Raw genomic sequence first — 24,649 nt, 5'->3', positions numbered from 1 at the left:
CTGCACAACGAGGTCTGGAAGCGTTGGTCATGGCCTGTTGTTGGCGCGCGTCGAGTTCGTTAGCCGCTTCGCGCAGGGCAAGCCGACGATCGACGAAGACACCCTCAAACAAGCCGTCGGTTCGGGTGACTCGCCAAAGGTCTCCGATGCGCTCGATGGTAATACTCGGGGGAGAAGAAGGCAGGTCGATCATCTCCGCCCCCGCAGTCGATCCGCCTGTCGCTGCAACGTGGCCGCGATCCGTTCGGCCGCGGTCTTGTCCGCGAACGGGCGAGTGCAGGCGCCGTTGACGGAGACGCTCCAGCCGTCGGCGCGAGGCACGACGGTGTAGCGGCGGCGAGGATCGACGGCCGGGCTGCATCGGTCCGAGCAATAGCCCTCCATCATCGCCGAGGATCCCGGCGGGCCGAGGGCGCGCCAAATGCTGCGCCGAGGACGTTCATGGTCATGCGCCAGACGGTGACCTCTCCGGCCGGACGCGGGCGCATCGATAGTTTGAGAAGATGATTTCGGGTCATGACGGACCTCCTTTCGAGGGCGTCAATCGACACCTGCGGGGCGTAAGCGCGCCATGCGGATCGCGGGCAAGCGAGTAACGGGGCCATAAAGCCGCTCTTATGTTTTCCTTATGCGCCGGCCCGAAAACCGAATGGCGTTCTTACGCGGTTCGGTGACCCTATCCCGCCTCCAACAGTCGGAGGCGTCGGCATGGCCGATCTGATCTTTCTGGCGATCGGCGGCGGAGCCTTTCTGGCTTTCGCCGCCCTCGCCGTTTTCCTGAAGCGGGTGTGACGATGCTGGTCTCCATACTCTGGGGCGTCGGCGCTGTCGTCGTCGCCGTCTATATGGTCGCGGCGCTGTTGCGCCCCGAGCGGTTCTAGGGAGCCGCCGCCATGACCATTCAAGGCTGGGCGGAAATCGCCCTGACCCTCGGCCTGTCCGTGCTGATCGCATGGCCGCTGGGGATTTATCTCTCACGCGTCTGGAACGGCGAACGGACCTGGCTGGACCCGGTCCTGCGTCCCGTCGAGGGGGTCTTCTACAAGGCCTCGGGCGTCGATCCGGCGCGTAGCCAGGGCTGGCTTGGCTACGCCGGCGCGCTGCTCGCCTTCAACCTGGCCGGCTTCGTTGTGCTGTACGTTATCCTCCGCCTGCAGGGCGTGCTGCCCTTGAACCCGCAAGGGTTTGCGGGCGTACCGCCGCACCTCGCCTTCAATACCGCCGTCAGCTTCGTCACCAACACCAACTGGCAGAGCTATGGCGGCGAGACGACGATGTCGACGCTAACCCAGATGGTCGGCCTGACGACCCAGAACTTCCTGTCGGCCGCCACGGGCGCAGCCATCGCGGCGGCTCTGGCGCGGGCCTTCATCGCCAACCGCGGCGAGGGCGTCGGCAACTTCTGGGCGGACATGACCCGGACCACGCTCTGGCTGCTGCTGCCGGCCTCGCTGGTGCTGGCCGTCGTCCTGGCCGGCCTCGGCGTGGTGCAGAGCCTCGCCGCTTCGGTTTCGGCGACGGGCGTCGAGGGGGGGCAGCAAACCCTGTCCCTGTTCCCGGCCGCTTCGCAACTGGCGATCAAGCAACTCGGCATCAACGGCGGCGGGATCTTCAACGTCAACTCGGCCCACCCGTTCGAGAACCCGTCGGCCCTGACCAATCTGATCACCGCCGTGTCGATCAACGTCCTTGGCTGGGCCGCCTTTTTCGCCTTCGGGCGCAGCGTTCTGGCGAAGAAGGACGTGCGCGCGCTCGTCGTCGCAGCGTTCGTGCTGCTGGCGACCTGCACCGCCGGACTCTACGCCGTAGAGAGCCAGCCGGCGCCGGCCCTGGTCGCCAGCGGTATTGAGCAGCCCGTCAATATGGAGGGAAAGGAGGTCCGCTTCGGCGTGCCGTCGTCCGTCGCGTGGGCGGCCCAGACGACAGGCGCGTCCAACGGGTCCGTCAACTCGATGCACGCCAGCTACATGCCGCTTTCGGGCGGGCTGCAGATGTTCCTCATGCAGCTCGGCGAGATTCTGCCCGGCGGGATCGGCTCGGGTATCGCGATCATGGTCGTCATGGCCATGCTGGCGGTCTTCGTGGCGGGCCTCATGGTCGGACGGACGCCCGAGTATCTCGGCAAGAAGATCGAGGCGCGTGAGATCCAGTTCGCCATGATCGCCGTGCTGGTGCTGCCACTGGCCATCCTCGGATTTACGGCGATCGCGGCGGTGCTTCCGACGGCGATGGAGGGGCTGCTGAACCACGGGCCGCATGGCCTGTCGGAGATGCTTTATGCCTACACCTCCGCCGCCGCGAACAACGGATCCGCCTTCGCCGGCCTGACCGCCAACGCGCCCTGGTGGAACACGACGCTGGGCCTCAGCATGCTGATGGGTCGGTTCATCCCGGCCGTCGCCGTGCTGGCCATAGCCGGCGCGCTAGCGGCCAAGCCGAAGCTTGCGCCGTCGGCGGGCACCCTGCCGACCCATGGGCCGCTGTTCATCGGCCTTCTGATCGGCGTCATCCTCATTCTGGGCGGCCTGCAGTTCTTCCCCGCCTTGGCCCTCGGTCCGATCGTCGAGCATTTCCAGATGCTCGCCGGTCTGGCCGGGTCGTGATCGGACATCCGGACCATGACATTCGCAAATCCTGAAATGCCGGGCGCATCGCCCCGTCAGCCTTCGCTCGCAGGCGGCCTGACAGGGGCCATGATCGGCCGCGCCGTCGGCGAGGCTTTCATCAAGCTGAATCCCCGTCATCTGCTGCGCAATCCGGTGATCTTCGTCACCTGGATCACGGCCTTGCTGGCCACGGTCTCGGCCGTCGCCGCCATCGTCGGCGGGCAGTCGGCCGGCTTCGCCATCCAGCTGGCCTTGTGGCTCTGGGCCACGGTCCTGTTCGCCAACATCGCCGAAAGCGTCGCCGAAGGGCGGGGCAAGGCGGCGGCCGACAGCCTGCGCGCCACCCGCGTGACGACGAAGGCCAAGCTCATCGTCGACCCGCAGACCGGCACGGTCGTTCCCACGCCGGCGCATGAGTTGATGGTCGGCTCGATCATTCTGGTCGAGGCGGGGGACGTGATCGCCTCGGACGGCGAGATCATCGAGGGCGTGGCCTCGGTGAATGAGGCGGCCATCACCGGTGAGAGCGCGCCGGTAATCCGCGAGGCGGGCGGCGACCGATCGGCCGTGACCGGCGGCACCACCGTGGTGTCGGACTGGATCAAGGTCCGCATCACCTCGGCGCCCGGCTCGACCTTCCTCGATCGCATGATTGCGATGGTCGAGGGCGCGAACCGTCGGAAGACGCCCAACGAGCTGGCGCTGTCGGTGCTGTTGGCCGGGCTGACGTTGGTGTTCCTGATCGCCGTGGTGACCCTGCTGGGGCTCGGCGCCTATTCCGGCGTGAAGCTGGACCCGATCGTGCTGGGCGCGCTGTTCATCACCCTGATCCCGACAACCATCGGCGGTCTGCTGAGCGCGGTCGGCATCGCCGGCATGGATCGCCTGCTGAAGGTGAACGTGCTGGCGACCTCGGGCCGCGCCGTCGAAGCGTCGGGCGATGTCGACACCCTGCTGCTCGACAAGACCGGCACCATCACTTTCGGCAACCGCATGGCCACAGAGGTCATCCCGGTCCCCGGCGTTCGGCCTGAGGTCGCCTTGCGCGCGGCAGTGACCGCCTCGCTGGCCGACGAAACTCCGGAAGGCCGTTCGATCATTGAGTTAGGCCGCAATGCTGGCGTCGTGGTCGAGCAGCCGGAAGGCTCGAAGGCGATCCCGTTCAGCGCGGTCACACGCCAATCCGGGCTCGAGGCCGGCAAGGCGTCGTGGCGCAAGGGCGCGGTGGACGCCGTGCTGAAGTCGCTGGACCTCAGAGACGGCGATGCGCCGGCCGAGTTCAACGCCGCCGTAGATCGCATCGCCCGCTCGGGCGGAACGCCTCTGGCGGTGACGCAGGATGACAGGCTGGTCGGCGTCATCCACCTGAAGGACGTGGTCAAGCCGGGCGTGAAGGAGCGGTTCGCCGACCTTCGCCGCATGGGCCTGCGCACCGTCATGATTACCGGCGACAATCCAGTGACGGCGGCGGCCATCGCTTCGGAGGCAGGTGTCGACGACTACCTCGCGGAGGCCACGCCCGAGGACAAGCTGCGGCTGATCCGCGAGGAGCAGGCCAAGGGCCGCTTGGTCGCCATGTGCGGCGACGGCGCCAACGACGCGCCCGCGCTCGCACAGGCCGATGTCGGTGTGGCCATGCAGACCGGCGCCCAAGCTGCTCGCGAGGCCGGCAACATGGTCGACCTCGACAGCGACCCGACGAAGGTCATCGAGATCGTGGAGGTGGGCAAGCAACTGCTGATCACCCGCGGCGCCCTGACCACCTTCTCGATCGCCAACGACGTGGCCAAGTATTTCGCCATCATCCCGGCGATGTTCGTGGTCGCCCTGCCGGCGCTCGGCGCGCTGAACGTCATGCGACTGGGCTCCCCTGAGAGCGCCATCCTGTCGTCGGTGATCTTCAACGCCCTGGTCATCGTGGCGCTGATCCCGCTGGCGTTGCGCGGGGTGAAATACCGGGCCGTGGGCGCCGGGAAGCTGCTGAGCCGCAACCTGATGATCTACGGGCTCGGCGGTCTCGTCGCGCCGTTCGTCGGCATCAAGCTGATCGATCTGGTCATCTCGGGGCTGGGCCTCGGGTGACCGATATCTCTTTCAAGGAAGTACAGCCCATGACCCACAAGTCTCAATTCCGCGCGTCCGGTCGCAACGACGTCTGGTTTGCCGCAGCCTGCCTGATCGGCGTCGCGGTCTGGGGTGTCGCCAGTAGCGTGAAGGCGCAGGAGGCGAGCGGACCGCAATGGTCCGCCAACGTCGCCGCGACTTCGGACTACGTCTTCCGGGGCGTCAGCCAGACGGAGGAGGAGGCTGCGATTTCGGCCGGCGTCGATATGACGAACGGCGCCTTCTACGCCGGCGCCTGGGCCTCCAACGTCTCCTTCTCCGGCGACGACGATACCGGAATGGAGGCGGACCTCTACGCGGGAGTCCGTCCCGAATTCGCCGGTTTCGCACTCGATTTCGGCGTCGTCGGTTACCTGTATGACGAGCCCGAAGCCCTCGATTACGACTATGTGGAGTTCAAGGCCGCCGCCTCGCGGGCGGTCGGCCCCGCCACGTTGGGGGCCGCCGTCTATTACTCGCCGGATTTCTTCGGCGCGGCGGAAGACGAGGCGACCTATGTCGAGGCCAACGGCGCCTTCGCTCCCGCTGATCGATGGACAGTGTCAGGCGCAGTGGGGCGGCAGTTCGTGTCTTCGGACTTCGACTACACGACGTGGAATATCGGCGCGGCCTACGCCCTGACCGACAATCTGGCGGTGGACGTCCGCTACCACGACACCGACGAGCACGACTTCGGTCAGGTCTATGAAAGCCGCGCCGTCGCAACCCTGAAGGCGACTTTCTGATGCTTCGCTCCATCCGCCCTGCGATCGTCATGGTCGCCTTCTTCACCCTGCTTCTGGGTCTGGCTTATCCGCTGGTCGTGACCGGCGCGGCGCAGGCGTTGTTTCCGGCACAGGCGAACGGCAGTCTGGTGCGTGGTCCGAATGGTCAGGTCGTCGGGTCCGCCCTGATAGGCCAGCCGTTCGCAGACGCCCGCTATCTGCACCCGCGCCCCTCGGCGGCGGGCGACGGTTACGACGCCGCCGGCTCGTCGGGCTCTAACCTCGGTCCGCTCAACGAGGACCTGAAGGCGCGGGTCGCCGGGGACGCGGCCGCCATTCGGGCCGCGGACGGATCGGGCGTGGTTCCCGCCGACGCCGTGACGACCTCAGCCTCGGGTCTCGACCCGGACATTTCTCCGGCCTACGCTCGACTTCAGGCCCGACGCATCGCCGCTGCGCGGGGCGTCCCGGTTCAGGAGGTCCAGAGCGTGATCGACCAGCAGGCGAAGGGGGCCCTTCTCGGCTTCATCGGTCAGCCTCGCGTCAATGTGCTGCTGACCAACCGGGCGCTCGACGCGCGCTTCCCGACAGCCGGAGCCGGGTGACATTGCCGGACGCGCCGCCTTCCGATCCTTCGAAGCCGGTCTCGCGCAAGCGGGGCCGGCTGAAGGTTTTTCTCGGCATGTCGCCGGGGGTAGGCAAGACCTACGAAATGCTGCGCGCCGCCCGTCGCCGGAAGGCCGAGGGCGGCGATGTGGTGGTCGGGGTGGTCGAGACGCATGGCCGACGGGAGACCGAGAGCCTGCTGCGCGGGCTGGAGGTGATGGCGCGCCAGCCCATCGACTACAAGGCGCGCGTCCTGATGGAGTTCGACATCGACGGCGCCTTGGCCCGGCGGCCGGACCTGCTTCTGGTCGATGAGTATGCGCACTCGAACGTCCCGGGCTCGCGCCATCCGAAGCGCTGGCAGGACGTCGAGGAAATCCTCGCCGCCGGGATCGACGTCTGGACGACGCTGAACGTCCAGCATCTGGAGAGCCTGTCCGACCTCGTGCTGCGCGTCACCGGGGTGCGCCAGCGCGAGACGGTGCCGGACGGAGCGTTGTCGAAGGCCGACGACATCGAGGTCGTGGACATCACGCCCGAAGAGCTGCGGAAGCGGCTGGCGGAGGGCAAGGTCTATGTGCCCGAGACGGCTCGACTGGCGTCGGACAATTTCTTCCGGATCGAGAACCTGACGGCCCTGCGTGAAATGGCCCTGCGCCGGGCGGCGCAGACGGTGGACGATCACCTCGTCGCGACGCTGCGTGAAAAGGGCATGCCGGGGCCGTGGGCGGCGGGTGAGCGGATACTGGTGCTGATCGGCGGCGACGGCGTGGCCGCCGATCTGGTGCGGACGGGGCGGCGGTTGTCCGACACCATGATGGATGCGCCGTGGACCGTGGCGCATGTGGATCGACCCAGCGCCTCGGCGGCCGACCCCGCCCGCGCCGCCCGGCTGGCCGGGGCGCTGAAACTGGCCGAACAACTCGGCGGACGGACTGTGGTGCTGAGCGGCGACGATGTGGTCCGGACGGTGATGGACCATGCCCACCGCAACAACGTCACCCAGATCGTTCTGGGCAAGGGCAGGGGCGGCCGGCTTAGCGAACTGTTCGGCCGGTCGCTGGCGGCCGAACTGCTGCGGTCGTCGCAGGGGGCGGCGATCCATATCGTGACGGAACGACCCGGCGAGTGGGTCGCGATGGCGCCTCGACGCGCCACTGGCCCTGGTGGCTGGTCCGGCTATGCGATTGGGGCGGCCTTCGTCGCGGTCGCCACAGGGCTGGCGCTATTGCTGGACCAGTCGTTCGAGCGAGTGGATCTGGGGGTCGTCTATCTGTCGGCGGTTCTGGCTGCGGGCGTGCTCTACGGCCTGCGCCCCGCTCTGGCGGCGGCGACGGCGGCCTTTCTGATCTACAACTTCCTGTTTCTGGCGCCGCGCTACAGCTTCTCCATCGGCTCGCCGACCGACATCCTGACGCTGCTGGTCTTCTGGGCCGTGGCGCTGGTGACCGGCTATCTGGCGGGGCGGGTGAAGGAGCAGGCGCGGCGGGCGCAGCGGCGGGCGTCGGCGGTTTCGGCCCTGCTCGCCGCGAGCCAGATCCTGACCGACGCAGACGGCGTGCAAGAGACGGCGCGCGCACTCGCCGAACAGACGGCGGCCGCGGCGAGCGCTAAGGCCGTGGTGTTGTTGCCGGAGGGGGAGGGCATCGTTCTCGCCGCCAGTGCGCCGGGGACCGAGACCCTCGGCTCCGCCGCCATGGCCGCCGCGCGCTGGGCCTGGGAGCACGGCGAGCCTACGGGTTACGGAACCGGCACCCTGCCGCAGACCAGCTGGATCTTCCGGCCGCTGCAGGGCGTGCAGGGACGGGCAGGGGTGGCCGGGATTGAGGCCGAGGCGCTGGCTCCGGGCTCGGACGAGGAGCGGCTGGCGCTGGCCTTGCTGGATCAGGGCGCTGTGGCGCTGGAGCGTGCGAGACTGGCGGGCGAGGCGGTCGAGACCGAGAGCCTGCGTCGGGCCGACCGCTTCCGGGGCGCGCTGATGAACTCGGTCAGCCACGATCTGCGGACGCCGCTGTCGACGGTGCTGGGCGCCTCAACCACCCTGATTGACTACGGCGACACGTTGAAGCCGGAGGTACGCGACGACCTCCTGCTGAGCATCCGCGAGGAGGCCGAGCGGCTGAACCGCTATGTCGGCGACCTGCTGGACATGACGCGGCTGGAGGGCGGCGGGCTGAACGTCCGTTCTGACTGGGTCGATGTGCGGGACGTATTGAACGCCGCCGCCGAGCGCGTGGCGCGGAGGCTGGAGACCCGGTCGATGAGCCGGGATTTCCCCGCGCAACTGAGCCTCGTCATGCTGGATCAGGGGCTGCTGGAGCAGGCCGTGGTCAATATCCTCGAAAACGCCATCGCCTACAGCCCCGACGGCTCGGCGATTGAGCTGGCCGCCTATGAGGATCGGGGCTCGGTCGTCATTTCGATCGAGGACGAGGGCAAAGGCATACCGACCGCGGAGCTGGAGCGGGTCTTCGACAAGTTTCGCCGCATGGAGGAGCCGTCGGACCGCTCGAACGGTGCGGGTCTCGGCCTCGCAATATCCAAAGGGTTCGTCGAGGCGATGGGAGGCCGCATCGCCGCCGCCAGCCCCATCGCCGACGGCAAAGGGACTCGCATCCTGATCAGCCTGCCCAAGGCGATCGCCACCCACCGCCACCTGCTATAGAGCGCCATGTCCGCCGTCCGCCCCGTCATCCTCGTCATCGACGACGAACCCCAGATCCATCGGTTCCTGTCGCCGGCGCTGGATGCCGCCGGTTATGAGCCCAAGCGCGCCGACAGCGGGCAGGAGGGCCTGCGCGGCATAGCCCTGTGGTCGCCCGACGCCGTCGTGCTGGACCTCGGCCTGCCCGACATGGACGGCAAAGACGTCCTGACCCGTGCCCGGGAATTCTACGTCGGGCCGATCATCGTCCTGTCCGCGAGGGACAAGGAGGCGGAAAAGATCACCGCCCTCGACCTCGGCGCCAACGACTACGTCGAGAAGCCGTTCGGCGTAGGCGAGTTACTGGCGCGTCTCCGCGTCGGCCTGCGCGCCTCGATGCCGGAATCCGTCGGAACCATCGACGTCGCCGACGTCTCGATCGACGTCGAACACCGCCGTGTCCGGCGTGCCGGTGATGTGGTGAAGCTGACGCCCAAGGAGTTCGAGGTTCTCGCTCATCTCGCTCGCCACCGGGGCAAGGTAATCGGGCACGGCGATCTGCTGACGGCCGTCTGGGGCGCGGCGCATGCGCATGACACCCAGTACCTGCGTGTCGTGATTGGGCAGCTGAGGCAGAAGCTTGAGGCGGATCCTTCGAGCCCGGCGCTTCTTCTTACCGAGGCCGGCGTCGGCTACCGCTTGGAGGCGTGACGTCTGATTTGTGGAGCCACTGCTATTGTCGGGACTATTCGCGGGCAAGGAGAGCCTGATCGATTAGCTGGACTGATGTCGCCTATGGACGGCTGCCGATCGTGATCGTTGATCAGGACCATGTGCGCACCGGCCCGTGATGATCCTCGTGGCCATATGGGCGAACGCGCTGTATCGCGGGTGCTGCTCAGAGGGCTTCCGGGTTGATCATGCCCTTCGCCAGGGCGTCGACCCTACAGGACTCATCGAATGACTACGCTCTACGGCATTCCCAACTGCGACACGGTCAAGAAGGCCCGCGTCTGGCTGGACCAGCACGGCGTCGCCTTCGCTTTCCATGACTACAAGAAGCTGGGAATCGATCGTGACCATCTGCAGGCGTGGGTGGACGCACATGGCTGGGAGACGGTGCTGAACCGCGCAGGCACGACGTTCCGCGCCCTGCCGGATGCGGACAAGGCGAACCTCGACGCGGACAAGGCCATCGGCCTGATGCTGGCGCAGCCGTCGATGATCAAACGGCCGGTGCTGGACCTCGGCGACCGGACGCTGGTCGGGTTCAAGCCGGACGCCTACGCGGCCGTTCTGACCTAACGCGTCAGGGTGAACTGGGCCGGTTCGCCGGCCTGCGCGCTCGGCGCCAGCCAGACGTCGAACAGGCCGGGCTCGGCGCGCATCTGATAGTCGCCGCCCATGAACCGCACGTCGGCGAAGGTCAGGGGCATGTCGACCTCGACGGAGCCGCCCGCAGGCACCTCCACCCGGCGGAAAGCCTTCAGCAGGCGCACCGGCTGGGTGATCGAGGCGGCGCGGTCGCGGATGTAGAGCTGGACCAGCTCCGACGCCGCCCGCTCCCCGGCGTTGGTCAGGGTCACCGACACCGTCAGTTGCCCGTCCCAGGCCATGGTGGGGGAGGAGACCCGCACCGGCGAATACTGGACCGCGCCATAGGTCAGGCCGTGGCCGAAGGGATAAAGCGCAAGATGCGGCACGCCGCGGAACTTGGCGGTGAACTCACGATCCTCGGGCCGCGACGGCCGGCCGGTGGCCTTGTGCGCGTAATAGAACGGCGACTGGCCCGACTTGTAGGGGAAGCTGACCGGCAGGCGGCCGGTCGGGGCATGATCGCCGAACAGGATGTCGGCGACCGAGTTGCCGGTTTCCGATCCCAGGAACCACGTCACCAGAATGGCTTCAGCCTCGGCGACGGGGCCGGACAGCTCCATGCCGCGCCCGTTGCGCAGCAGGACGACCACCGGCTTGCCGACTGCCGCCACAGCCTGCGCCAGCTTCAGCTGGGCGTCGGGGATGGTGATTTCGGTACGCGACTTGGACTCAGCCGACATCTCCTGCGACTCGCCGATGGCGAGGATGACGACGTCGGCAAGGGACGCGGCCTCGCGCGCGGCCTCGACGCCGCCCTCGATGCTGGCCTCCACCTCGCTGCCCTTGACCACGGCCAGGGTCGAGCCTTCACCCAGCTGGGCGCGCAGGCCCTGTTCCACCGACACCGCCAGCTTGGTGTCCTTGAAGATCGACCACGGGCCGAAGGTGTCGGCCGTGTCCGCGCCGAAAGGTCCGATCAGGGCGTAGCGCTTGCCGGTCTTCGACAGCGGCAGCAAGTCGCCGTCGTTCTTGAGCATCACGATCGACTTGCGCCCGGCCTCGCGGGCCAGCGCCAGATGCTCGCGGCTGCCGGTCACGCGGCGCTCGGTGCGCACGTCCGAGCCGCGATAGGGGTTGTCGAACAGGCCGAGCGCCGCCTTGGTCAACAACACCCGCCGCACCGCCTCGTCGACCCGCGCCACCGGCACGTCGCCCGACTGAACCAGCTCCGGGATATGCTTCAGGTACAGGCCGCTCTTCATCGACATGTCGACGCCGCCCATCAACGCCAGCCGCGCCGCGTCGCGTCCGTCGGCCGCATAGCCGTGGGCGATCAGCTCCTGTTCCGAAGTGTAGTCGGACACCACGAAGCCGGCGAAGCCCCACTCGCCACGCAGGATGTCGGTCAGCAGCCATTTGTTGCCGCTGGTGGGCACGCCGTTCAGGTCGTTGAAGGCGCTCATCACCGACAGGGCGCCGGCGTCGAACGCGGCCTTGAACGGCGGCAGATAGACCGAGCGCAGCTCCAGCTCGCTCATGTCGGTAGAGTTGTAGTCCATGCCGGCTTCGGCCGCACCATAGGCGGCGAAGTGCTTGGGACAGGCCAGCAGGGACGACCACTCGGTCAGGTCGTCGCCCTGGAAGCCTTTCGTCCGCGCCACGGCGAACAGATTGCCCAGCAGCACGTCCTCGCCCGCGCCCTCAACGACACGGCCCCACCGCTGGTCGCGGGCCACGTCCACCATGGGGGCGTAGGTCTGGTGCACGCCTGCTGCGCCGCCCTCGACCGCCGCCGCGCGTGCGGTGCGTTGGGCCAGATCCAGATCCCAGCTCGCGGTTTCGCCCAGCGGAACGGGGAAGGTGGTCTTGAGGCCGTGGACGATGTCGGCGGCGAACAGCAGCGGGATCTTCAGCCGGCTTTCCTTGATCGCCATGTCCTGGACCAGTCGCGTCGTCGCCGCGCCCACGCCGTTGAACAGGGCGCCGACCTGACCCGCACGAATCTGGCCGGCGATGCGCGACTGGTTGTCGTCCAGTGCGTCGCCGGGGTTCACGCCCTCGGGCCGCCAGCGGAACGGATCGTTCTCGAGGTTCAGCTGGCCGGCCTTCTCCTCGATCGTCATCTGCGCGATCAGGGCATTGACCCGGTCCAGATGCGCCTGGGCCTGCGCCGCCGCCATCCGGGGCGCCATCATCAACCCGGCGGTCGCCGCGCCTCCTGCCAGAAACAGACGGCGGTTGTGCGAGGGCAGGGGCTTGTGGCGCATGTAACCGGTTCCAACTCGAAGATGCCGCAGGACTAACCGCAGCGTCGGCCCGCGCCTACCCTTGGGGGATCACAACCGGTTGCGACAGATCAGCCTTCGACCACCGCATCCGGCCGATCGTTCCCGTCGGCCCGCTCGGTGCGCCAGTTTCCGGACGAGTCCTCGAACTCGATATAGGCGTCCTCGTCCGGGACCTTCTGCTCCTTGGCGGCGGCCACTGCGGCGGCGCGGGCGGTGTCGTGGGTCGGATAGGTCTCCGAATAGGTGCCACACAGCTGGTAGGCCCAGCCTCCGTCATGCTCGACGATGCGGTAGGTGATCTGGACCATGTGAGCTCCTTGCGGGCGAGACCGTCAGGCGGCCGCAGTCAGGCCAACGCGGCGGCGGCTGCGCAGTTGCAGGGTGATGACCACGATAAGGGCGACCAGCAGCGTCAGCTGGAACGCCACCACCAGCGGCGCCTGCGGACTGTCAGCGACCGGATTTCCGGCCGGCAGGCGGGTCAGGGTCTCGGTCACGCTGGGCAACAGCAGTGTGAACAGCGATGTGCTCATGGCCACGGTCTCGATCCAGCCGCGATGCCGACCCAGCGGCGTCGCGAAACGGACCAGCGATCCGACGACCAGCGACCCCAGCGACAGGATGGAGATCGCCACGCCCGGCGCGTCACGGATCACCAGCACGCCGCTGATTGCGCCGATGAACATGAACAGCAGATAGATCTTGCCCCAGAGACTGGCCGGATCGATGCGGCCGTGCCGGATCATCAGGGCCAGACCGATTGGAACGGCGGGCAGGCTGCCCAAGGTGTGGAACCAGCCGAGCGGAGACAGTTCAGGCAACATGGCGACCTCAGGGTTGGAGTGACAACAGGCTGGGTACGCGAGACGACACAGTGAAGCTTCCTCCCGAAACGGCCGGATGTCGAATCGCGTCTGCGAGCCCCGTTTGCGCCTTACGAAAGTTTCACGTCCGTAGTCGCATCCGTACGCCCCGGTCGCCGCCTCTTGTGATCAGAAGCCCGCGGCATGAAGCTGGGGCGAAGGTTTCAACAGGGGTTTGAGATGGACGGAATTATGGTGCCGATATCGCTGTTCGCGATGATCGCGGCGATCGTGATCGTTCCGACGTGGCTGCGGAGCCGGGAACGCAAGGAAATGCAGGCCAGCCTGCGCGCATCGATCGAAAAGGGGCAGCAACTGCCGCCCGAGGTGATCGAGGCCCTGACCCGCGACAACATCAAGCCCGTCGCCACGGCGGCCAAGGATCTGCGGGTCGGCGTCATCATGCTGGCTCTCGCGCTGGGCATCGGCCTGACGTTCGCCATCCTGGGCTACAACTACGACGACGACATCTTCGGCTTCGGCGCTTGGGCCGCCATTCCGGGCATGATCGGTCTGGCCTTCATCATCCTGAGCTTCTTCAACAAGAACAAAGGTTGAGATCGGCCGGACAGGGGAACCGATCATGACCAAATCTCTGGTCGACCGGCACGACGTCGAGCTCGCCGCCCTCGCGGCGGCGGGCGGACGGCGCGAGTTCGGGGAACTTGTGCGCCGTCACGGCTCTGCGGTCCGCGCGCTTCTGCGCCGTATGGGCGCGCAGCCCTCGCTGGCCGACGACATTGCGCAGGACGCCTTCATCCAGGCTTTCCAGCGGTGCTCCGAGTTCAGGGGCGAAGGCACCTTCGCCGCCTGGGTCAAGCGCATCGCCGCCCGGCTCTACATAAAGCGCAACCAGAAGGAGGCGCGTTATGTGGCTGAAAGTGAAGTCGAAGACGCGGCTCCGGTCGCGGATCACGCAGGCCGCGTCGATCTGGACGAGGCGTTGAAGTCCCTCAGCGAACCGGAACGCCTGTGCGTCTCCCTGTGCCATGGCGCAGGGATGGCGCACCCGGAAATCGCGGCTGCCCTGAATCTGCCACTCGGCACGGTGAAGTCTCATGTCAAACGTGGTCTGGATAAACTCCGCGCGCGGCTACAACCCGAACCCGCGCAACCCTTGGGGAGGGCTCAACATGTCGGTTGATGAGTTTGATCCCGAGATCGAGCGCCTGTTCGCGCGAACGCCGGCGATGGCGGATGCGGCCGCGTTCACGGCCGGTGTCGAGGGACGGCTTCAGAAGGGCGGGCGCGCTCGTGTTCTGGCCTTGTCGCTGGCCGGACTTGTCGGCGGCGTCGTGGCCGTGCGCGAGACGATGAGCGTCAACGTCAATATCGGCGGCGCGGAAACGGAAGGTGTCGTGGCCGGTCAGGCAATCGGGCACGGGCTTCAGAGCGCCTCGCTCAGCACCCAGAACCTGTTCCAGTCGGGTCTCGATCAGGCCGGCCTGTCCAACATCGATCTGTCGTCGATGGGCGGAATGCAGCTGTTCTGGATCGCCGCAGGCCTGCTGATCGCGGCGGCGGCTGCGGGCGTAATGCGACTGTCGCAGAACATCTAGCCTCCTGAAGCGTGACGTTCGGGGTTCGTGGCCTTATCTAGTCTGCGAACCCCGGAGGCCGCCATGTCCAGCCAGAAACAGGAAACCTTCCGCCGCCTCGCCGCGCCGGACATCCGGGCCCGAAAGGGCGGCGAGCCGCTGGTCTGCCTGACCGCCTATGACGCGCCCACCGCCGAGATCCTGGACGCCCACTGCGACGTCCTGCTGGTCGGCGACAGCGTCGGCATGGTGGTGCACGGCCTGCCCAACACCGTGGGCGTCACGCTCGAGATGATGATCCTGCACGGTCAGGCCGTCATGCGGGGCTCGAAGCGGGCCATGGTCGTCATCGACATGCCGTTCGGCAGCTACGAGGGCGGCAAGGAGCAGGCCTACGAGAACTGCGCCCGCGTGATGAAGGAGACGGGCGCACAGGGCGTTAAGCTGGAAAGCGGTCCGACGGTCGCCGAAACCATCGCCTATCTGGTCCAGCGCGGCATCCCCGTGATTGGCCACGTCGGCCTGCGGCCGCAGGCGGTGCTGACGGACGGCGCATTCAAGGCCAAGGGCAAGACCGACGAGGAACGGCTGCGCGTGCTGGCCGAGGCCGAGGCCACCGCCGATGCCGGCGCCTTCGCGGTGGTGGTCGAGGGCGTGGCCGAGCAACTGGCGCGCGACATCACCGCAGCCATCGACAAGCCCACGATCGGCATCGGCGCGTCGTCGGCCTGTGACGGCCAGATCCTTGTCGTCAACGACATGCTGGGCATGTTCGACTGGACGCCGAAGTTCGTGCGCCGCTACGCCGATTTGCGCGGCGAGATCGGCCGGGCGGCCGCTGGCTATGCCGAAGACGTCCGGGCCCGCCGTTTTCCTGCCGAAGTCGAGACCTACTTCTCGAAAAAGCCCGCGACGACCTGACTGTCGCGTTGCGGGGGGCCGGCCTTCCCTCTAGGGTCCGCGCCGGTTTGAATTTCAGCGCTTTGGGGCGACATTTCCGTGGTTGATGTCTTCGATCAGGTCGAGGAGGAGCTTCGCTCCGACCGATACAAGCGGCTGGCCCGCACCTGGCTGCCCGTCGTGGGCGGCGTCCTGCTCATCGCGCTGGTCGCGGCTCTGGGCTGGTGGGGGTACCAGAGCTGGCAGACCTCGAAGGCCGACAAGGCCTCGATCGCGTATCAGCGCGGCCTCGAATCGCTTCAGGCCAACAACTCCGTCGGCGCCGACGCCGCCTTCGCCCAGGCGGTGAAGGAAGGGAACCCGGCCTACAAGGCGCTGGCCCTTAACCATCGCGCCGGCATCGCCGCCGCCGACAACCGCATTCCGGAAGCCGTGGCCCTGTTCGACGAGGCCGCCAAGACCGCCCGCGATCCGCTGCTGGCCGACTACGCCCAGCTGAAGGCCGTCTGGCTGCTGATGGACACCGCGTCCTACGACGATATCCGCACGCGTCTCGAGCCGCTGACCAAGGAACATCGTCCAGTTCGCGCCTGGGCGCAGGAAGCCCTCGCCATGGCCCAGCTCCAGCATGGCCGCATCGACGAGGCCCGCTCGACCCTGGTCGTGCTCAAGAACGGTCTCGACACGCCCCAGATCGTCGGCCAGCGCGCCGCCGCCGCCCTCGAGTCGATCGAGGCGGGCACCGCCGGTAACCTCAAGGCTATCGACGACGCCCAGAACGCCGCCGAGCAGCAGGCCCGCGCCGCTGCCGAGCAGCTTCGCGAGCGTCAGGCCGCTGGTCCGGCTCCGACCGGTCCGGCCGCTTCAGCCGCACCCGCCCAGGCCCCGGCGGCCGCCCAGTGACGATCGCTTTCAGGACGCCCGCCATGACCCGCGCATTCAAGATCGCCCTTCTGTGCGGCATGGCCGTCACGGTCGCCTCGTGCAGCACCGTTCGCCGGGCCATCCCGTTCGGCCTCGGCGGTCGCGAAGAGCCTCAGGCCACGGCCAGCGAAGGCCAGCGCATCTCGGTGCTCGAGTTCGAACAGCAGCTCGCCCCCTCGGCGGCGCTCTCGGGCCGCGACTTCTTCCTGCCGGGTCCCGTGGCTGCGACCTCATGGACCCAGCCGGGCGGCAATATCGAAAACTCGCCCGAGCACGTCATCGCCGCGCCGAACTTCACGATCGCCTGGCGCCATGACATCGGCGCCGGCTCGGCCAGCAACCGTCAGGTCATGGCTCCGGTCGTCGCTGATAACGGGCGCGTCTTCGTCATGGACGGCGAGGCCCGCATCACCGCCGTGGACGCCAACACCGGTGCCGAGGCGTGGCGCGCTGACGTCAAGAAGGCCGAGACCGAGAAGGGCTCCAGCTTCCTCGGCATCAGCATGGGCGGCGGCGGATCGCGCGGCGGCGGCTTCGGCGGCGGTCTCGCGGTCGGCGGCGGCAAGGTTTTCGTGGCCTCGGGCTATCGCAGCGTCACGGCGCTGGACCAGAACACAGGCGCCGTCCTGTGGTCGACCCCGTCCGACGTGCCGATCCACGGTGCCCCGACCGTGGCTGGCGGCCGGGTCTACGTCGTCGACGTCGAGAACCAGATTCAGGCCTTCGATGTGAACACCGGCCAGCAGGTCTGGTCCTATCGCGGCATCCCCGAGCCGGCCCGCATCATGCGCGCGTCCAGCCCGGCCGTGACCGGCGACACCGTCATCGCCCCGTTCTCGTCGGGTGAAGTCATCGCTCTGCGCGCCCAGACGGGCCAGCAGCTCTGGACCCAGACCCTGTCGCGCACCAGCCGCACCAACGCCCTGTCCGAACTGCGCGACATCGCCGGTCGTCCGGTGATCAGCCGCGGCACCGTCTACGCCGTCGGCCACTCCGGCGTCATGTCGGCCATTGACGCCCGTTCGGGCGAGCCGCGCTGGCAGCTGCCGATCGCTGGCGTCAACGCCCCGCTGCCGGTGGGCGACGTGGTCTATGTCGTGTCCAAGGCGGGCGAGCTGACCGTGGTCAACCGCGATTCGGGCCAAGTGTACTGGAGCCGTGACCTCAACGAGGGCCGCGTGCGTCAGGAAGGGGGCTTCCTCGGCTACTGGGACCGCACCGTGCGCCCGATCTGGGCGGGTCCGCTGCTGGCGTCCAACCGTCTGGTGCTGGCCAACTCGGACGGCGATCTGATCGCCTACGATCCCAAGACCGGTCAGGAAACCGCGACGCTGAAGCTGGGCGCCGCGACCTACGTCGCCCCAGCCGCCTATAACGGCGCGCTTTATGTGCTGACCGACAAGGGTCAACTGATCAGCATCCGCTGACGGAAACTCGCGAACTGCGTTAGAAGGCCGACATGGCTCTGAAGGTCGCCATCGTCGGCCGCCCCAATGTGGGCAAGTCGACCCTGTTCAATCGCCTCGTCGGCAAGCGCCTTGCGCTGGTCGACGATCGCCCGGGCGTGACCCGCGACCGCCGCTATGCGGACGGGAACATCGGCGACATGGACCTGACGCTGATCGACACCGCCGGCTATGAGGACGTCACCGACGAAAGCCTCGAGGCCCGGATGCGCGAGCAGACCGAGGCCGCGATCGACGACGCCGATCTGATCATGTTCATGATGGACGCCCGCGAGGGCGTCACGGCGCTCGATCGCATCTTCGCCGACCGCCTGCGCCACCAGCACAAGCCCGTCATCCTGCTGGCCAACAAGTCCGAGAGCCGTGAAAGCGGCGGCGGCATCGGCGAGGCCTATGCGCTGGGCTTCGGAGAGCCGGTCGCCATCTCCGCCGAGCACGGCGAAGGCATGGCCGATCTGTACGCCGCCATCGTCGCCGCCTCGGCCGACATCTTCATCGAAGAGGTCGAGGAAGCCGACAAGCCGATCCGCATCGCCGTCATCGGCCGCCCGAACGCCGGCAAATCCACGCTGGTGAACCGCCTGCTGGGCGAAGACCGTCTGTTGGTGGGCCCCGAAGCCGGCATCACCCGCGACTCCATCTCGGTCGACTGGGAATGGGAAGGCCGTCCCATCCGCTTCGTCGACACCGCCGGCATGCGCCGCAAGGCCCGCGTGCAGGAGAAGCTTGAGAAGCTGTCCGTCGCCGACACCATCCGCGCCATCACCTTCGCCGAGGTGGTGATCCTGATGATGGACAAGGACCACGCCTTTGACATCCAGGACCTCCAGCTGGCCGATCTGGTCGAGCGTGAGGGCAGGGCGCTGATCTATGTCGCGTCCAAGTGGGACCTCGAGGAGGAGCCCCAGTCGCGGATGGCCAAGCTGAAGATGCTCGCCGAGGACAAGCTGCCCCAGCTCAAAGGCACGCCCTTCGTCGTCCTGTCGGCCCACTCGGGGCGTGGCGTCGAGCGGCTGATGCCCGCCGTGATCCAGGCGTATGAGACCTGGTCGGTGAAGGTGAAGACCAAGGATCTGAACACCTGGCTGGCCATGGCCACCCAGCGCCACCCGCCGCCCGCCGTCGACGGTAAGCGCATCAAGCCCAAATACATCGCCCAGACCAAGGCCCGTCCGCCGACCTTCGTGCTGATGGCGAACCGCGCCGAGGCGATGCCGGATCACTACAAACGCTATCTGGTCAACTCGATCCGCGAGAGCTTCGACCTGAACGGCACGCCCATCCGTCTGATCGTCAAGTCGGGCGCGGCGAACCCCTATGCCGAGGGCGGCGCCAAGTCGGGGCCGGAACGCTACAAGGGCGACGCCAAGACCGCGCCGCGCCGCGTGATCAAGAAGGCCGAAAAGGCCGAGATGCTGTCCAACCTGCCCGGCAAGGCGCTGGAACAGAAAAAGACCCGCAAGCACCAGCCGAAGGTCGTCTCCGGCGTGAAGGCCAGTGCGTCCAAAAAGGCCGGCTCGTCCATCGCGGTTCAGAAGGGAGCCCGCGGCGGCGCTCGTCAGGTCTCGCGCTCCGGCCGCATCCGGACGGGCCAGAAGCACGCGCCGAAGAAGTAGCCGCGCCATACGCGGACGGAATGTCGCACCTCTCACCGTCGGTTGCAGGGGCCTGACATCCGCGTCACAGTGTTCTTTCACGTGGAGGGTGAGCGATGCTGATGACTGTGATGGCGGCCCTGGCGCTGCAGACCGCCAGCCCGCAGGCGGCCGAGCCGGCTCCGGCGCCGACAACTGCCGCCCAGCCGCGCAACTCCCGTCGCCAGGGCAATGACAGGCTGGTTTGCGAGAACCGCGCGCCCACGGGGTCGGTGACTCGTCGAAACATGTGCCGCACTGAGCGCCGCGCCCAGGCGGACGCCCGCACCGCGCAGGACTATCTCGCCAACGTCACACGCGGCACGGCGAACGAGCCGATGCCGCTGGGCGGCGAGGGGCCCGCTACATCCTAGACCAGTGCAGCGGCGGACGGCGCACCGCGCCAGTCCGGAAAACTGACCGTCAGCGGCGGCGTCAGGTCTCCGCGCGCCAGCTCGAGCACCAGGGGGCCGATCTCTGACGGATGCGGGAGATCCATCGGATCCTCGCCCGGATATGCCTGGGCCCGCATTGCCGTGCGCATCCGGCCCGGATCGACGATGGACACGCGGACCGGCGTGCTCTCGATCTCGTCAGCCCACACCTTCATCAAAGCCTCGGCGCCCGCCTTGGTCGCCGCATAGGCGCCCCAGAACGCACGGGGCGTACTGGCCAGACTGGTGGTCAGATGCACGACACGGCCCGCGTCTGAAGCCTTCAGCAGCGGCTCAAGCGACCGGATCAGGCGATACACAGCCGTCAGGTTCGTTTTCTCGACCTTGGCCCAGACGCGCGGGTCCGCATGGCTGACCGGCGTGAGGCCCGAGGCGCCCAGCGTCGCCGCCGTCTGCACCCAGATGTCCAGCCGACCAAAGCGCTCATACAGCGCCCCGCCCATCCGATCGATCGCGCCGCCGTCCACCAGATCGAACGGGATCAGGGACGCATGTCGACCGGTCGCGGCGAAGATGGCGTCGTCCAGCTCCTCCAGCCCGCCCTGCGTTCGGGCCGTGGCGATCACGTGGGCGCCGGCCTTCGCCAGCGCGAGCGCGCTCTCATAGCCAATGCCGCGCGAGGCGCCGACGACGAGGGCGATGCGGTCTTTGAGGGGTTGATCAGTCATGGCCGCCTGATAGCGCGGCCCGGTCTGTACCGAAAGCGTCAGAAACCCGCAGCCGGCTGCCAGACGCTGAAGCTGACGCCCTGATCGTCACAGACCACGGCCGACAGGCCCGAGGCGCTCTCGGAAGGCACCGCCGCCTTGCCGCCCAGCTCGGTCACTCGCGCGCAGGCGGCGGCGACGTCGTCGACCTTGAAATACAGGTGGGTGGAATCCCTGGCTCGCTCGACCTTGGTGAATCCGAATGCCGGATCGCTGTCGGCGACATGCGCATAGGTCGGTCCCGAGGCCGCCTCATCGAACGTCCATCCGAACAGCGCGCCGTAAAACGCCTTCGCTTTCGCGATGTCGAGGGTGTCGATCGTGAAGTAGGCGAGCTGAACCTGCGCCATAACGGCTTAAGCGCTGACCAGCAGGGAAAGTTGCCGAACCGCGTCGTCCCGGCCGCTCTCCTCGATCTCGCGATCCAGCAGGCGGGTAGGGTAGTCGCCGGTGAAATAGTGGTCGGTGAACTGCGGATGCGCCGCGTCGCGCGGACCGGCCTCCATCGCCTGATACAGACCGTCGACCGACAGGAAGCCCAAGCTGTCGACTTCCAGATGCGCCCGCATCTCTTCCAGCGTCTTGTTGGCGGCGATCAGCTGGTCCCGCTCCGGCATGTCGATGCCGTAGAAGTCCGGATACAGGATCGGCGGCGAGGCCGAGCGCAGGTGCACCTCTTTCGCGCCGGCCGCACGCACCGCGCGCACCAGCTTGATCGAGGTCGTGCCGCGCACGATGGAGTCGTCGATCAACACGACCCGCTTGCCCTCCAGCACCGCGCGGTTCGGGCTGTGCTTCATGCGCACGCCTTTCTGCCGGGCGCCCTGGCTGGGCTGGATGAAGGTGCGGCCCAGATAGTGGCTGCGAATGATCCCCATCTCGTAAGGGATCCCGCTTTCGTGTGCGTAGCCCAGCGCGGCGGGCACGCCGGAGTCCGGAACCGGCACGACAACATCGGCCTCGACCGCGTGCTCGCGCGCCAGTCCCGCGCCCATCCGCTTGCGCACGTCATAGACGGATTTGCCGTTCACGATGCTGTCGGGGCGCGAGAAGTAGACGTACTCGAACAGGCACGGCCGCGCCGCGCGGGTAGGGAAGGGCTTCAGCGAGCGCAGGCCCTCGTGGTCGATCACCACGATCTCGCCGTGCTCGACGTCGCGCACGAAGGTCGCGCCGATGGTGTCCAGAGCACAGGTCTCGGACGCCAGCACCCAGCTGTCGCCCAGTTGACCCAGCACCAGCGGGCGGATGCCCAGCGGGTCGCGCGCGCCGATCATCTTGGTCCGCGTCAGACAGACCAGCGCATAGCCGCCCTCGATCCGGCCGATCGCATCGATGAAGCGGTCGACGATCTTGGCCTTACGGCTGCGGGCGATCAGGTGGAGGATGACCTCCGAGTCCGACGTCGACTGGAAGATCGCGCCTTCGCCGACCAGCTGGCGGTGCAGATAGTGGAAGTTGGTGAGGTTGCCGTTGTGGGCGATGGCGATGCCGCCCTGATCCAGATCGGCGAACATCGGCTGGATGTTGCGCAGGAAGCTGCCGCCGGCCGTCGAATAGCGTGTGTGCCCCACTGCCGCCGAACCCGGCAGGCGCTCCGCCAGATTGGAGCCGCCGAAGGCCTCGCCCACCAGACCCATGTGCCGTTCGGTGTGGAAGCGCTGTTCGCGAACGCTGGCGATGCCGCAGGCTTCCTGACCGCGATGCTGCAGGGCGTGCAGGCCCAGCGCCACGATGGAGGAGGCGTCGTCCTGATCCGCCCCCCAGACGCCGCAGACGCCGCACTCGAGGCGCGGGTGGTCATCATCGGCGTCGCGCCAGTGTTCGCGGTGAACGACGGGGTCGGCGATCAGGTGGGACATCGTGGGGCTCCGATGACCAGGTTATTCGGGGGCGGCGGGCCGGGACGTAGTCGCCGATTGCGACGGGGGCAAGGCTTCGTCGTCGTTAAAGCCTCTGCTTACGGAGGATTCGACGACGGGGGTGACGGCGTCTGCGCCCCGACCCAGCGTCGGCAGCACGATCTGGATCAGCCGCGCGGCGGCGGCCGTCAGCGGTCGCGCCTTGGCCTCGGCCAGCCAGCGCGGCGTGCTGTCGCCCGGCATGGCCGCCATGACGACCAGATGCAGCGCGCCCAGCAGCACGAAGCCTCGCGCGAGCCCGATCACCACACCGCCGATCCGGTCGACGGCGCCCAGAGTCTTGTGGTCTCGCGCGCCCTTCGACAGGGCCGAGCCCGCCATGCGCAGCCCGAAATGCAGCAGGAAGAAGCTGACGATCACCGCCGCCAGCACTCCCATCCAGTCCGGATTGATCAGCCCCCGGCCGATCGGCGCCGTCACCGGCATCGCGATCAGGGCGATGAAGGCCGCCAGCGCGAAACTGAACAGCGAGACGATCTCACGCACCGCCCCGCGCACCCAGCCTGCCGCCGCGGAGCCCAGCATGACGACCAGTACAAGGATGTCGAAGCCGGTCATGCGTGCTCGGAACCAGAGGGACCCGACATCAATACCGGTTCTGCGAGATTCGTTCGACGGCTTCCGACAGCCGCGTCACTGTGGTCGTCTTCACCCCGCCGTCCTTGACCGTCAGCGGAGGCGTCAGCGCCTGATCGAAACCCAGCTTCTGCGCCTCTCTCAGCCGCGCCTCGGCCCGGCCGACGGCCCGCACCTCTCCTGACAGGCCGATCTCGCCGAACACCACGCAACCCTGCGGAAGAGGCATGTCGGTCGCCGAGCTGATCAGCGCCGCCGCCGCCGCCAGATCGGCCGCCGGTTCATTGATGCGTAGTCCGCCCGCGACGTTCAAATAGACGTCCTGATCCCCGAAGCCGAGGCCGCACCGCGCCTCCAGCACGGCCAGCACCATGGCCAGACGGCCGGTGTCCCAACCCACGACCGCGCGGCGCGGGGTGCCGTAGGCCGACTTCGACACCAGGGCCTGCATCTCGACCAGCACCGGCCGCGAGCCCTCGATGCCGGCGAAGACCGCCGCGCCGGGCGCACGCTCCTTGCCCTCGCCGAGGAACAGGGCGGACGGGTTGGCCACTTCGCGAAGGCCCGCGTCGCCCATCTCGAACACGCCGATCTCGTCGGTCGCGCCGAAGCGGTTCTTGCCCGCGCGCAGGATGCGGAAGGGATAGCCCCGCTCGCCCTCGAAACTCAGCACGGCGTCGACCATGTGTTCGACCACCCGCGGCCCGGCCACCTGACCATCCTTGGTGACGTGGCCGACCAGAACTACAGCCGGCCCTCCCGCCTTGGCCAGACGCACCATCTCGCTGGCGCAGGCCCGGACCTGCGTCACCGAGCCTGGACCAGCCTCGTGCGCGTCGGACCAGAGCGTCTGGATGGAGTCGACGATGACAATGTCGAACTTCTCGCGCTTCAGCGTGCCGAGGATTTCCCGCAGCGCCGTCGCCGAGGCCAGCTCGACCGGGGCCTTTTCCAGCCCCATCCGCCGTGCCCGCGAGCGGATCTGTTCGACCGCTTCCTCGCCGGAGATATAGGCCACCCGTCGTCCCGCCAGCGCCGCTCGTCCGGCGACGTCCAGCAGCAGGGTCGACTTGCCCACGCCGGGATCGCCGCTCAGCAGGATCGCCGAGCCCGGCACCACGCCGCCGCCGCATACCCGGTCGAACTCTGCGACCCCGGTCATGATGCGTGGCGGTTCGGGCGTGTCGGACTGCAGCGTCTCGAACTGGACGCCGCGCGACCGGCTGGTCGTCGCGGGCTTCAGCGCGCCGGGCGGGGCGCTGCGGCTCTCCTCGACGATCGAGTTCCATTGGCCGCACGCGCCGCATTGCCCGGACCATTTTCCGTGCACCGCCCCGCAGGACTGACAAACATAGATCGCACCGTCTCGAGCCAT

At 67.8% G+C, this 24,649-nt stretch carries 24 protein-coding genes; 16 read left to right on the top strand and 8 right to left on the bottom strand.

Features of this window, described 5'->3' with window-relative positions; translation table 11 throughout:
* Nucleotides 1-794: 794 nt before the first annotated feature.
* The 8 genes from ACIQC9_RS05995 to ACIQC9_RS05960 all read left to right on the top strand — a co-directional run bounded on the left by ACIQC9_RS05995 (nt 795) and on the right by ACIQC9_RS05960 (nt 9,989).
* Complete coding sequence (locus ACIQC9_RS05995; protein ID WP_303697136.1) at nt 795-881, top strand: potassium-transporting ATPase subunit F; 87 nt, start codon at nt 795-797, stop codon at nt 879-881.
* Nucleotides 882-893: 12 nt separating this feature from the next.
* Nucleotides 894-2,603, top strand: coding sequence for a potassium-transporting ATPase subunit KdpA (gene kdpA / locus ACIQC9_RS05990; RefSeq protein ID WP_400613430.1), 1,710 nt, complete (start codon nt 894-896; stop codon nt 2,601-2,603).
* Between the two features lie 36 nt (nt 2,604-2,639).
* Nucleotides 2,640-4,688, top strand: a complete 2,049-nt coding sequence (gene kdpB, locus ACIQC9_RS05985) for a potassium-transporting ATPase subunit KdpB (RefSeq protein WP_400615401.1) — start codon at nt 2,640-2,642, stop codon at nt 4,686-4,688.
* Between the two features lie 29 nt (nt 4,689-4,717).
* Nucleotides 4,718-5,455, top strand: coding sequence for a TorF family putative porin (locus tag ACIQC9_RS05980; protein WP_400613428.1), 738 nt, complete (start codon nt 4,718-4,720; stop codon nt 5,453-5,455).
* Nucleotides 5,455-6,039: a potassium-transporting ATPase subunit KdpC gene (gene kdpC, locus ACIQC9_RS05975; protein WP_400613425.1), complete on the top strand. Its 585-nt coding sequence runs from the start codon at nt 5,455-5,457 to the stop codon at nt 6,037-6,039. Before ACIQC9_RS05980 ends, kdpC begins: the two co-directional genes overlap by 1 nt.
* Nucleotides 6,040-6,116: 77 nt before the next feature.
* Nucleotides 6,117-8,705: a DUF4118 domain-containing protein gene (locus tag ACIQC9_RS05970; RefSeq protein ID WP_400613423.1), complete on the top strand. Its 2,589-nt coding sequence runs from the start codon at nt 6,117-6,119 to the stop codon at nt 8,703-8,705.
* A 6-nt stretch (nt 8,706-8,711) separates the two neighbouring features.
* Nucleotides 8,712-9,395: a response regulator gene (locus ACIQC9_RS05965; RefSeq protein ID WP_400613420.1), complete on the top strand. Its 684-nt coding sequence runs from the start codon at nt 8,712-8,714 to the stop codon at nt 9,393-9,395.
* 249 nt (nt 9,396-9,644) lie between these two features.
* Nucleotides 9,645-9,989, top strand: coding sequence for an ArsC family reductase (locus ACIQC9_RS05960; protein ID WP_400613418.1), 345 nt, complete (start codon nt 9,645-9,647; stop codon nt 9,987-9,989).
* Here ACIQC9_RS05960 and bglX read toward each other — a convergent pair.
* The 3 genes from bglX to ACIQC9_RS05945 all read right to left on the bottom strand — a co-directional run bounded on the left by bglX (nt 9,986) and on the right by ACIQC9_RS05945 (nt 13,113).
* Nucleotides 9,986-12,268, bottom strand: a complete 2,283-nt coding sequence (bglX, locus tag ACIQC9_RS05955; RefSeq protein ID WP_400613417.1) for a beta-glucosidase BglX — start codon at nt 12,266-12,268, stop codon at nt 9,986-9,988. The two genes, ACIQC9_RS05960 and bglX, sit on opposite strands and share 4 nt — an antisense overlap.
* A gap of 89 nt (nt 12,269-12,357) precedes the next feature.
* Nucleotides 12,358-12,597, bottom strand: a complete 240-nt coding sequence (locus tag ACIQC9_RS05950) for a DUF2188 domain-containing protein (RefSeq protein WP_400613415.1) — start codon at nt 12,595-12,597, stop codon at nt 12,358-12,360.
* 24 nt (nt 12,598-12,621) lie between these two features.
* Nucleotides 12,622-13,113, bottom strand: coding sequence for a hypothetical protein (locus ACIQC9_RS05945; RefSeq protein ID WP_400613413.1), 492 nt, complete (start codon nt 13,111-13,113; stop codon nt 12,622-12,624).
* Between the two features lie 219 nt (nt 13,114-13,332).
* On the opposite strand from ACIQC9_RS05945, the gene ACIQC9_RS05940 reads away from it, so the two are divergent.
* From ACIQC9_RS05940 to ACIQC9_RS05905, 8 genes are all read left to right on the top strand, one after another.
* Nucleotides 13,333-13,710 carry a DUF6249 domain-containing protein gene (locus ACIQC9_RS05940; protein ID WP_400613411.1) on the top strand — a complete coding sequence of 126 codons (378 nt, stop codon included), beginning with the start codon at nt 13,333-13,335 and terminating at the stop codon, nt 13,708-13,710.
* A 25-nt stretch (nt 13,711-13,735) separates the two neighbouring features.
* The gene (locus tag ACIQC9_RS05935) at nt 13,736-14,296 is read left to right on the top strand and encodes an RNA polymerase sigma factor (RefSeq protein WP_400613408.1); all 561 of its coding nucleotides are present in this window, start codon (nt 13,736-13,738) and stop codon (nt 14,294-14,296) included.
* On the top strand, nt 14,286-14,711 hold the full coding sequence (locus tag ACIQC9_RS05930; protein ID WP_400613406.1) for a hypothetical protein: 426 nt from the start codon (nt 14,286-14,288) through the stop codon (nt 14,709-14,711). Before ACIQC9_RS05935 ends, ACIQC9_RS05930 begins: the two co-directional genes overlap by 11 nt.
* A 63-nt stretch (nt 14,712-14,774) precedes the next feature.
* Nucleotides 14,775-15,611 (top strand): 3-methyl-2-oxobutanoate hydroxymethyltransferase, encoded by an 837-nt coding sequence (gene panB / locus ACIQC9_RS05925; RefSeq protein ID WP_400613404.1) that lies wholly within the window; start codon nt 14,775-14,777, stop codon nt 15,609-15,611.
* A gap of 78 nt (nt 15,612-15,689) precedes the next feature.
* Nucleotides 15,690-16,493: a tetratricopeptide repeat protein gene (locus ACIQC9_RS05920; RefSeq protein ID WP_400613402.1), complete on the top strand. Its 804-nt coding sequence runs from the start codon at nt 15,690-15,692 to the stop codon at nt 16,491-16,493.
* 23 nt (nt 16,494-16,516) lie between these two features.
* Entirely contained in the window at nt 16,517-17,941 is a 1,425-nt protein-coding gene (locus tag ACIQC9_RS05915) for a PQQ-binding-like beta-propeller repeat protein (protein WP_400613401.1), read from the top strand.
* Nucleotides 17,942-17,973: 32 nt separating this feature from the next.
* Nucleotides 17,974-19,596, top strand: a complete 1,623-nt coding sequence (der, locus tag ACIQC9_RS05910; RefSeq protein WP_400613399.1) for a ribosome biogenesis GTPase Der — start codon at nt 17,974-17,976, stop codon at nt 19,594-19,596.
* 95 nt (nt 19,597-19,691) lie between these two features.
* A complete protein-coding gene (locus ACIQC9_RS05905; RefSeq protein ID WP_400613397.1) occupies nt 19,692-19,988 on the top strand; it encodes a hypothetical protein in 297 nt (98 codons plus the stop codon).
* Here ACIQC9_RS05905 and ACIQC9_RS05900 read toward each other — a convergent pair.
* From ACIQC9_RS05900 to radA, 5 genes are read right to left on the bottom strand one after another with little or no spacing between them, the layout of a single operon-like run.
* On the bottom strand, nt 19,985-20,737 hold the full coding sequence (locus tag ACIQC9_RS05900) for an SDR family NAD(P)-dependent oxidoreductase (protein ID WP_400613395.1): 753 nt from the start codon (nt 20,735-20,737) through the stop codon (nt 19,985-19,987). The genes ACIQC9_RS05905 and ACIQC9_RS05900 overlap by 4 nt on opposite strands.
* Before the next feature lie 38 nt (nt 20,738-20,775).
* A complete protein-coding gene (locus ACIQC9_RS05895; protein WP_400613393.1) occupies nt 20,776-21,126 on the bottom strand; it encodes a VOC family protein in 351 nt (116 codons plus the stop codon).
* A gap of 6 nt (nt 21,127-21,132) precedes the next feature.
* Nucleotides 21,133-22,638: an amidophosphoribosyltransferase gene (gene purF / locus ACIQC9_RS05890; protein WP_400613390.1), complete on the bottom strand. Its 1,506-nt coding sequence runs from the start codon at nt 22,636-22,638 to the stop codon at nt 21,133-21,135.
* 21 nt (nt 22,639-22,659) lie between these two features.
* Nucleotides 22,660-23,256 (bottom strand): CvpA family protein, encoded by a 597-nt coding sequence (locus ACIQC9_RS05885; protein WP_400613388.1) that lies wholly within the window; start codon nt 23,254-23,256, stop codon nt 22,660-22,662.
* 28 nt (nt 23,257-23,284) lie between these two features.
* The gene (gene radA, locus ACIQC9_RS05880) at nt 23,285-24,649 is read right to left on the bottom strand and encodes a DNA repair protein RadA (RefSeq protein WP_400613387.1); all 1,365 of its coding nucleotides are present in this window, start codon (nt 24,647-24,649) and stop codon (nt 23,285-23,287) included.

It is taken from the genome of Brevundimonas sp. NPDC092305 (assembly GCF_044755415.1).
GTDB lineage: Bacteria > Pseudomonadota > Alphaproteobacteria > Caulobacterales > Caulobacteraceae > Brevundimonas.
The sequence above is the reverse complement of the archived record's forward strand: the minus strand, read 5'-3'. Positions and strand labels throughout refer to the sequence as shown.

Coding starts and splice junctions, on each gene's coding strand:
- panB (WP_400613404.1), top strand. CDS start 14,775: ATGTCCAGCCAGAAACAGGAAACCTTCCGCCGCCTCGCCGCGCCGGAC.
- ACIQC9_RS05980 (WP_400613428.1), top strand. CDS start 4,718: ATGACCCACAAGTCTCAATTCCGCGCGTCCGGTCGCAACGACGTCTGG.
- ACIQC9_RS05885 (WP_400613388.1), bottom strand. CDS start 23,256: ATGACCGGCTTCGACATCCTTGTACTGGTCGTCATGCTGGGCTCCGCG.
- bglX (WP_400613417.1), bottom strand. CDS start 12,268: ATGCGCCACAAGCCCCTGCCCTCGCACAACCGCCGTCTGTTTCTGGCA.
- der (WP_400613399.1), top strand. CDS start 17,974: ATGGCTCTGAAGGTCGCCATCGTCGGCCGCCCCAATGTGGGCAAGTCG.
- ACIQC9_RS05935 (WP_400613408.1), top strand. CDS start 13,736: ATGACCAAATCTCTGGTCGACCGGCACGACGTCGAGCTCGCCGCCCTC.
- radA (WP_400613387.1), bottom strand. CDS start 24,649: ATGGCTCGAGACGGTGCGATCTATGTTTGTCAGTCCTGCGGGGCGGTG.
- ACIQC9_RS05970 (WP_400613423.1), top strand. CDS start 6,117: ATGTCGCCGGGGGTAGGCAAGACCTACGAAATGCTGCGCGCCGCCCGT.
- ACIQC9_RS05940 (WP_400613411.1), top strand. CDS start 13,333: ATGGACGGAATTATGGTGCCGATATCGCTGTTCGCGATGATCGCGGCG.
- ACIQC9_RS05950 (WP_400613415.1), bottom strand. CDS start 12,597: ATGGTCCAGATCACCTACCGCATCGTCGAGCATGACGGAGGCTGGGCC.
- ACIQC9_RS05895 (WP_400613393.1), bottom strand. CDS start 21,126: ATGGCGCAGGTTCAGCTCGCCTACTTCACGATCGACACCCTCGACATC.
- ACIQC9_RS05905 (WP_400613397.1), top strand. CDS start 19,692: ATGCTGATGACTGTGATGGCGGCCCTGGCGCTGCAGACCGCCAGCCCG.
- ACIQC9_RS05930 (WP_400613406.1), top strand. CDS start 14,286: ATGTCGGTTGATGAGTTTGATCCCGAGATCGAGCGCCTGTTCGCGCGA.
- kdpA (WP_400613430.1), top strand. CDS start 894: ATGACCATTCAAGGCTGGGCGGAAATCGCCCTGACCCTCGGCCTGTCC.
- ACIQC9_RS05995 (WP_303697136.1), top strand. CDS start 795: ATGCTGGTCTCCATACTCTGGGGCGTCGGCGCTGTCGTCGTCGCCGTC.
- ACIQC9_RS05945 (WP_400613413.1), bottom strand. CDS start 13,113: ATGTTGCCTGAACTGTCTCCGCTCGGCTGGTTCCACACCTTGGGCAGC.
- ACIQC9_RS05960 (WP_400613418.1), top strand. CDS start 9,645: ATGACTACGCTCTACGGCATTCCCAACTGCGACACGGTCAAGAAGGCC.
- kdpC (WP_400613425.1), top strand. CDS start 5,455: ATGCTTCGCTCCATCCGCCCTGCGATCGTCATGGTCGCCTTCTTCACC.
- ACIQC9_RS05915 (WP_400613401.1), top strand. CDS start 16,517: ATGACCCGCGCATTCAAGATCGCCCTTCTGTGCGGCATGGCCGTCACG.
- purF (WP_400613390.1), bottom strand. CDS start 22,638: ATGTCCCACCTGATCGCCGACCCCGTCGTTCACCGCGAACACTGGCGC.
- ACIQC9_RS05900 (WP_400613395.1), bottom strand. CDS start 20,737: ATGACTGATCAACCCCTCAAAGACCGCATCGCCCTCGTCGTCGGCGCC.
- kdpB (WP_400615401.1), top strand. CDS start 2,640: ATGCCGGGCGCATCGCCCCGTCAGCCTTCGCTCGCAGGCGGCCTGACA.
- ACIQC9_RS05965 (WP_400613420.1), top strand. CDS start 8,712: ATGTCCGCCGTCCGCCCCGTCATCCTCGTCATCGACGACGAACCCCAG.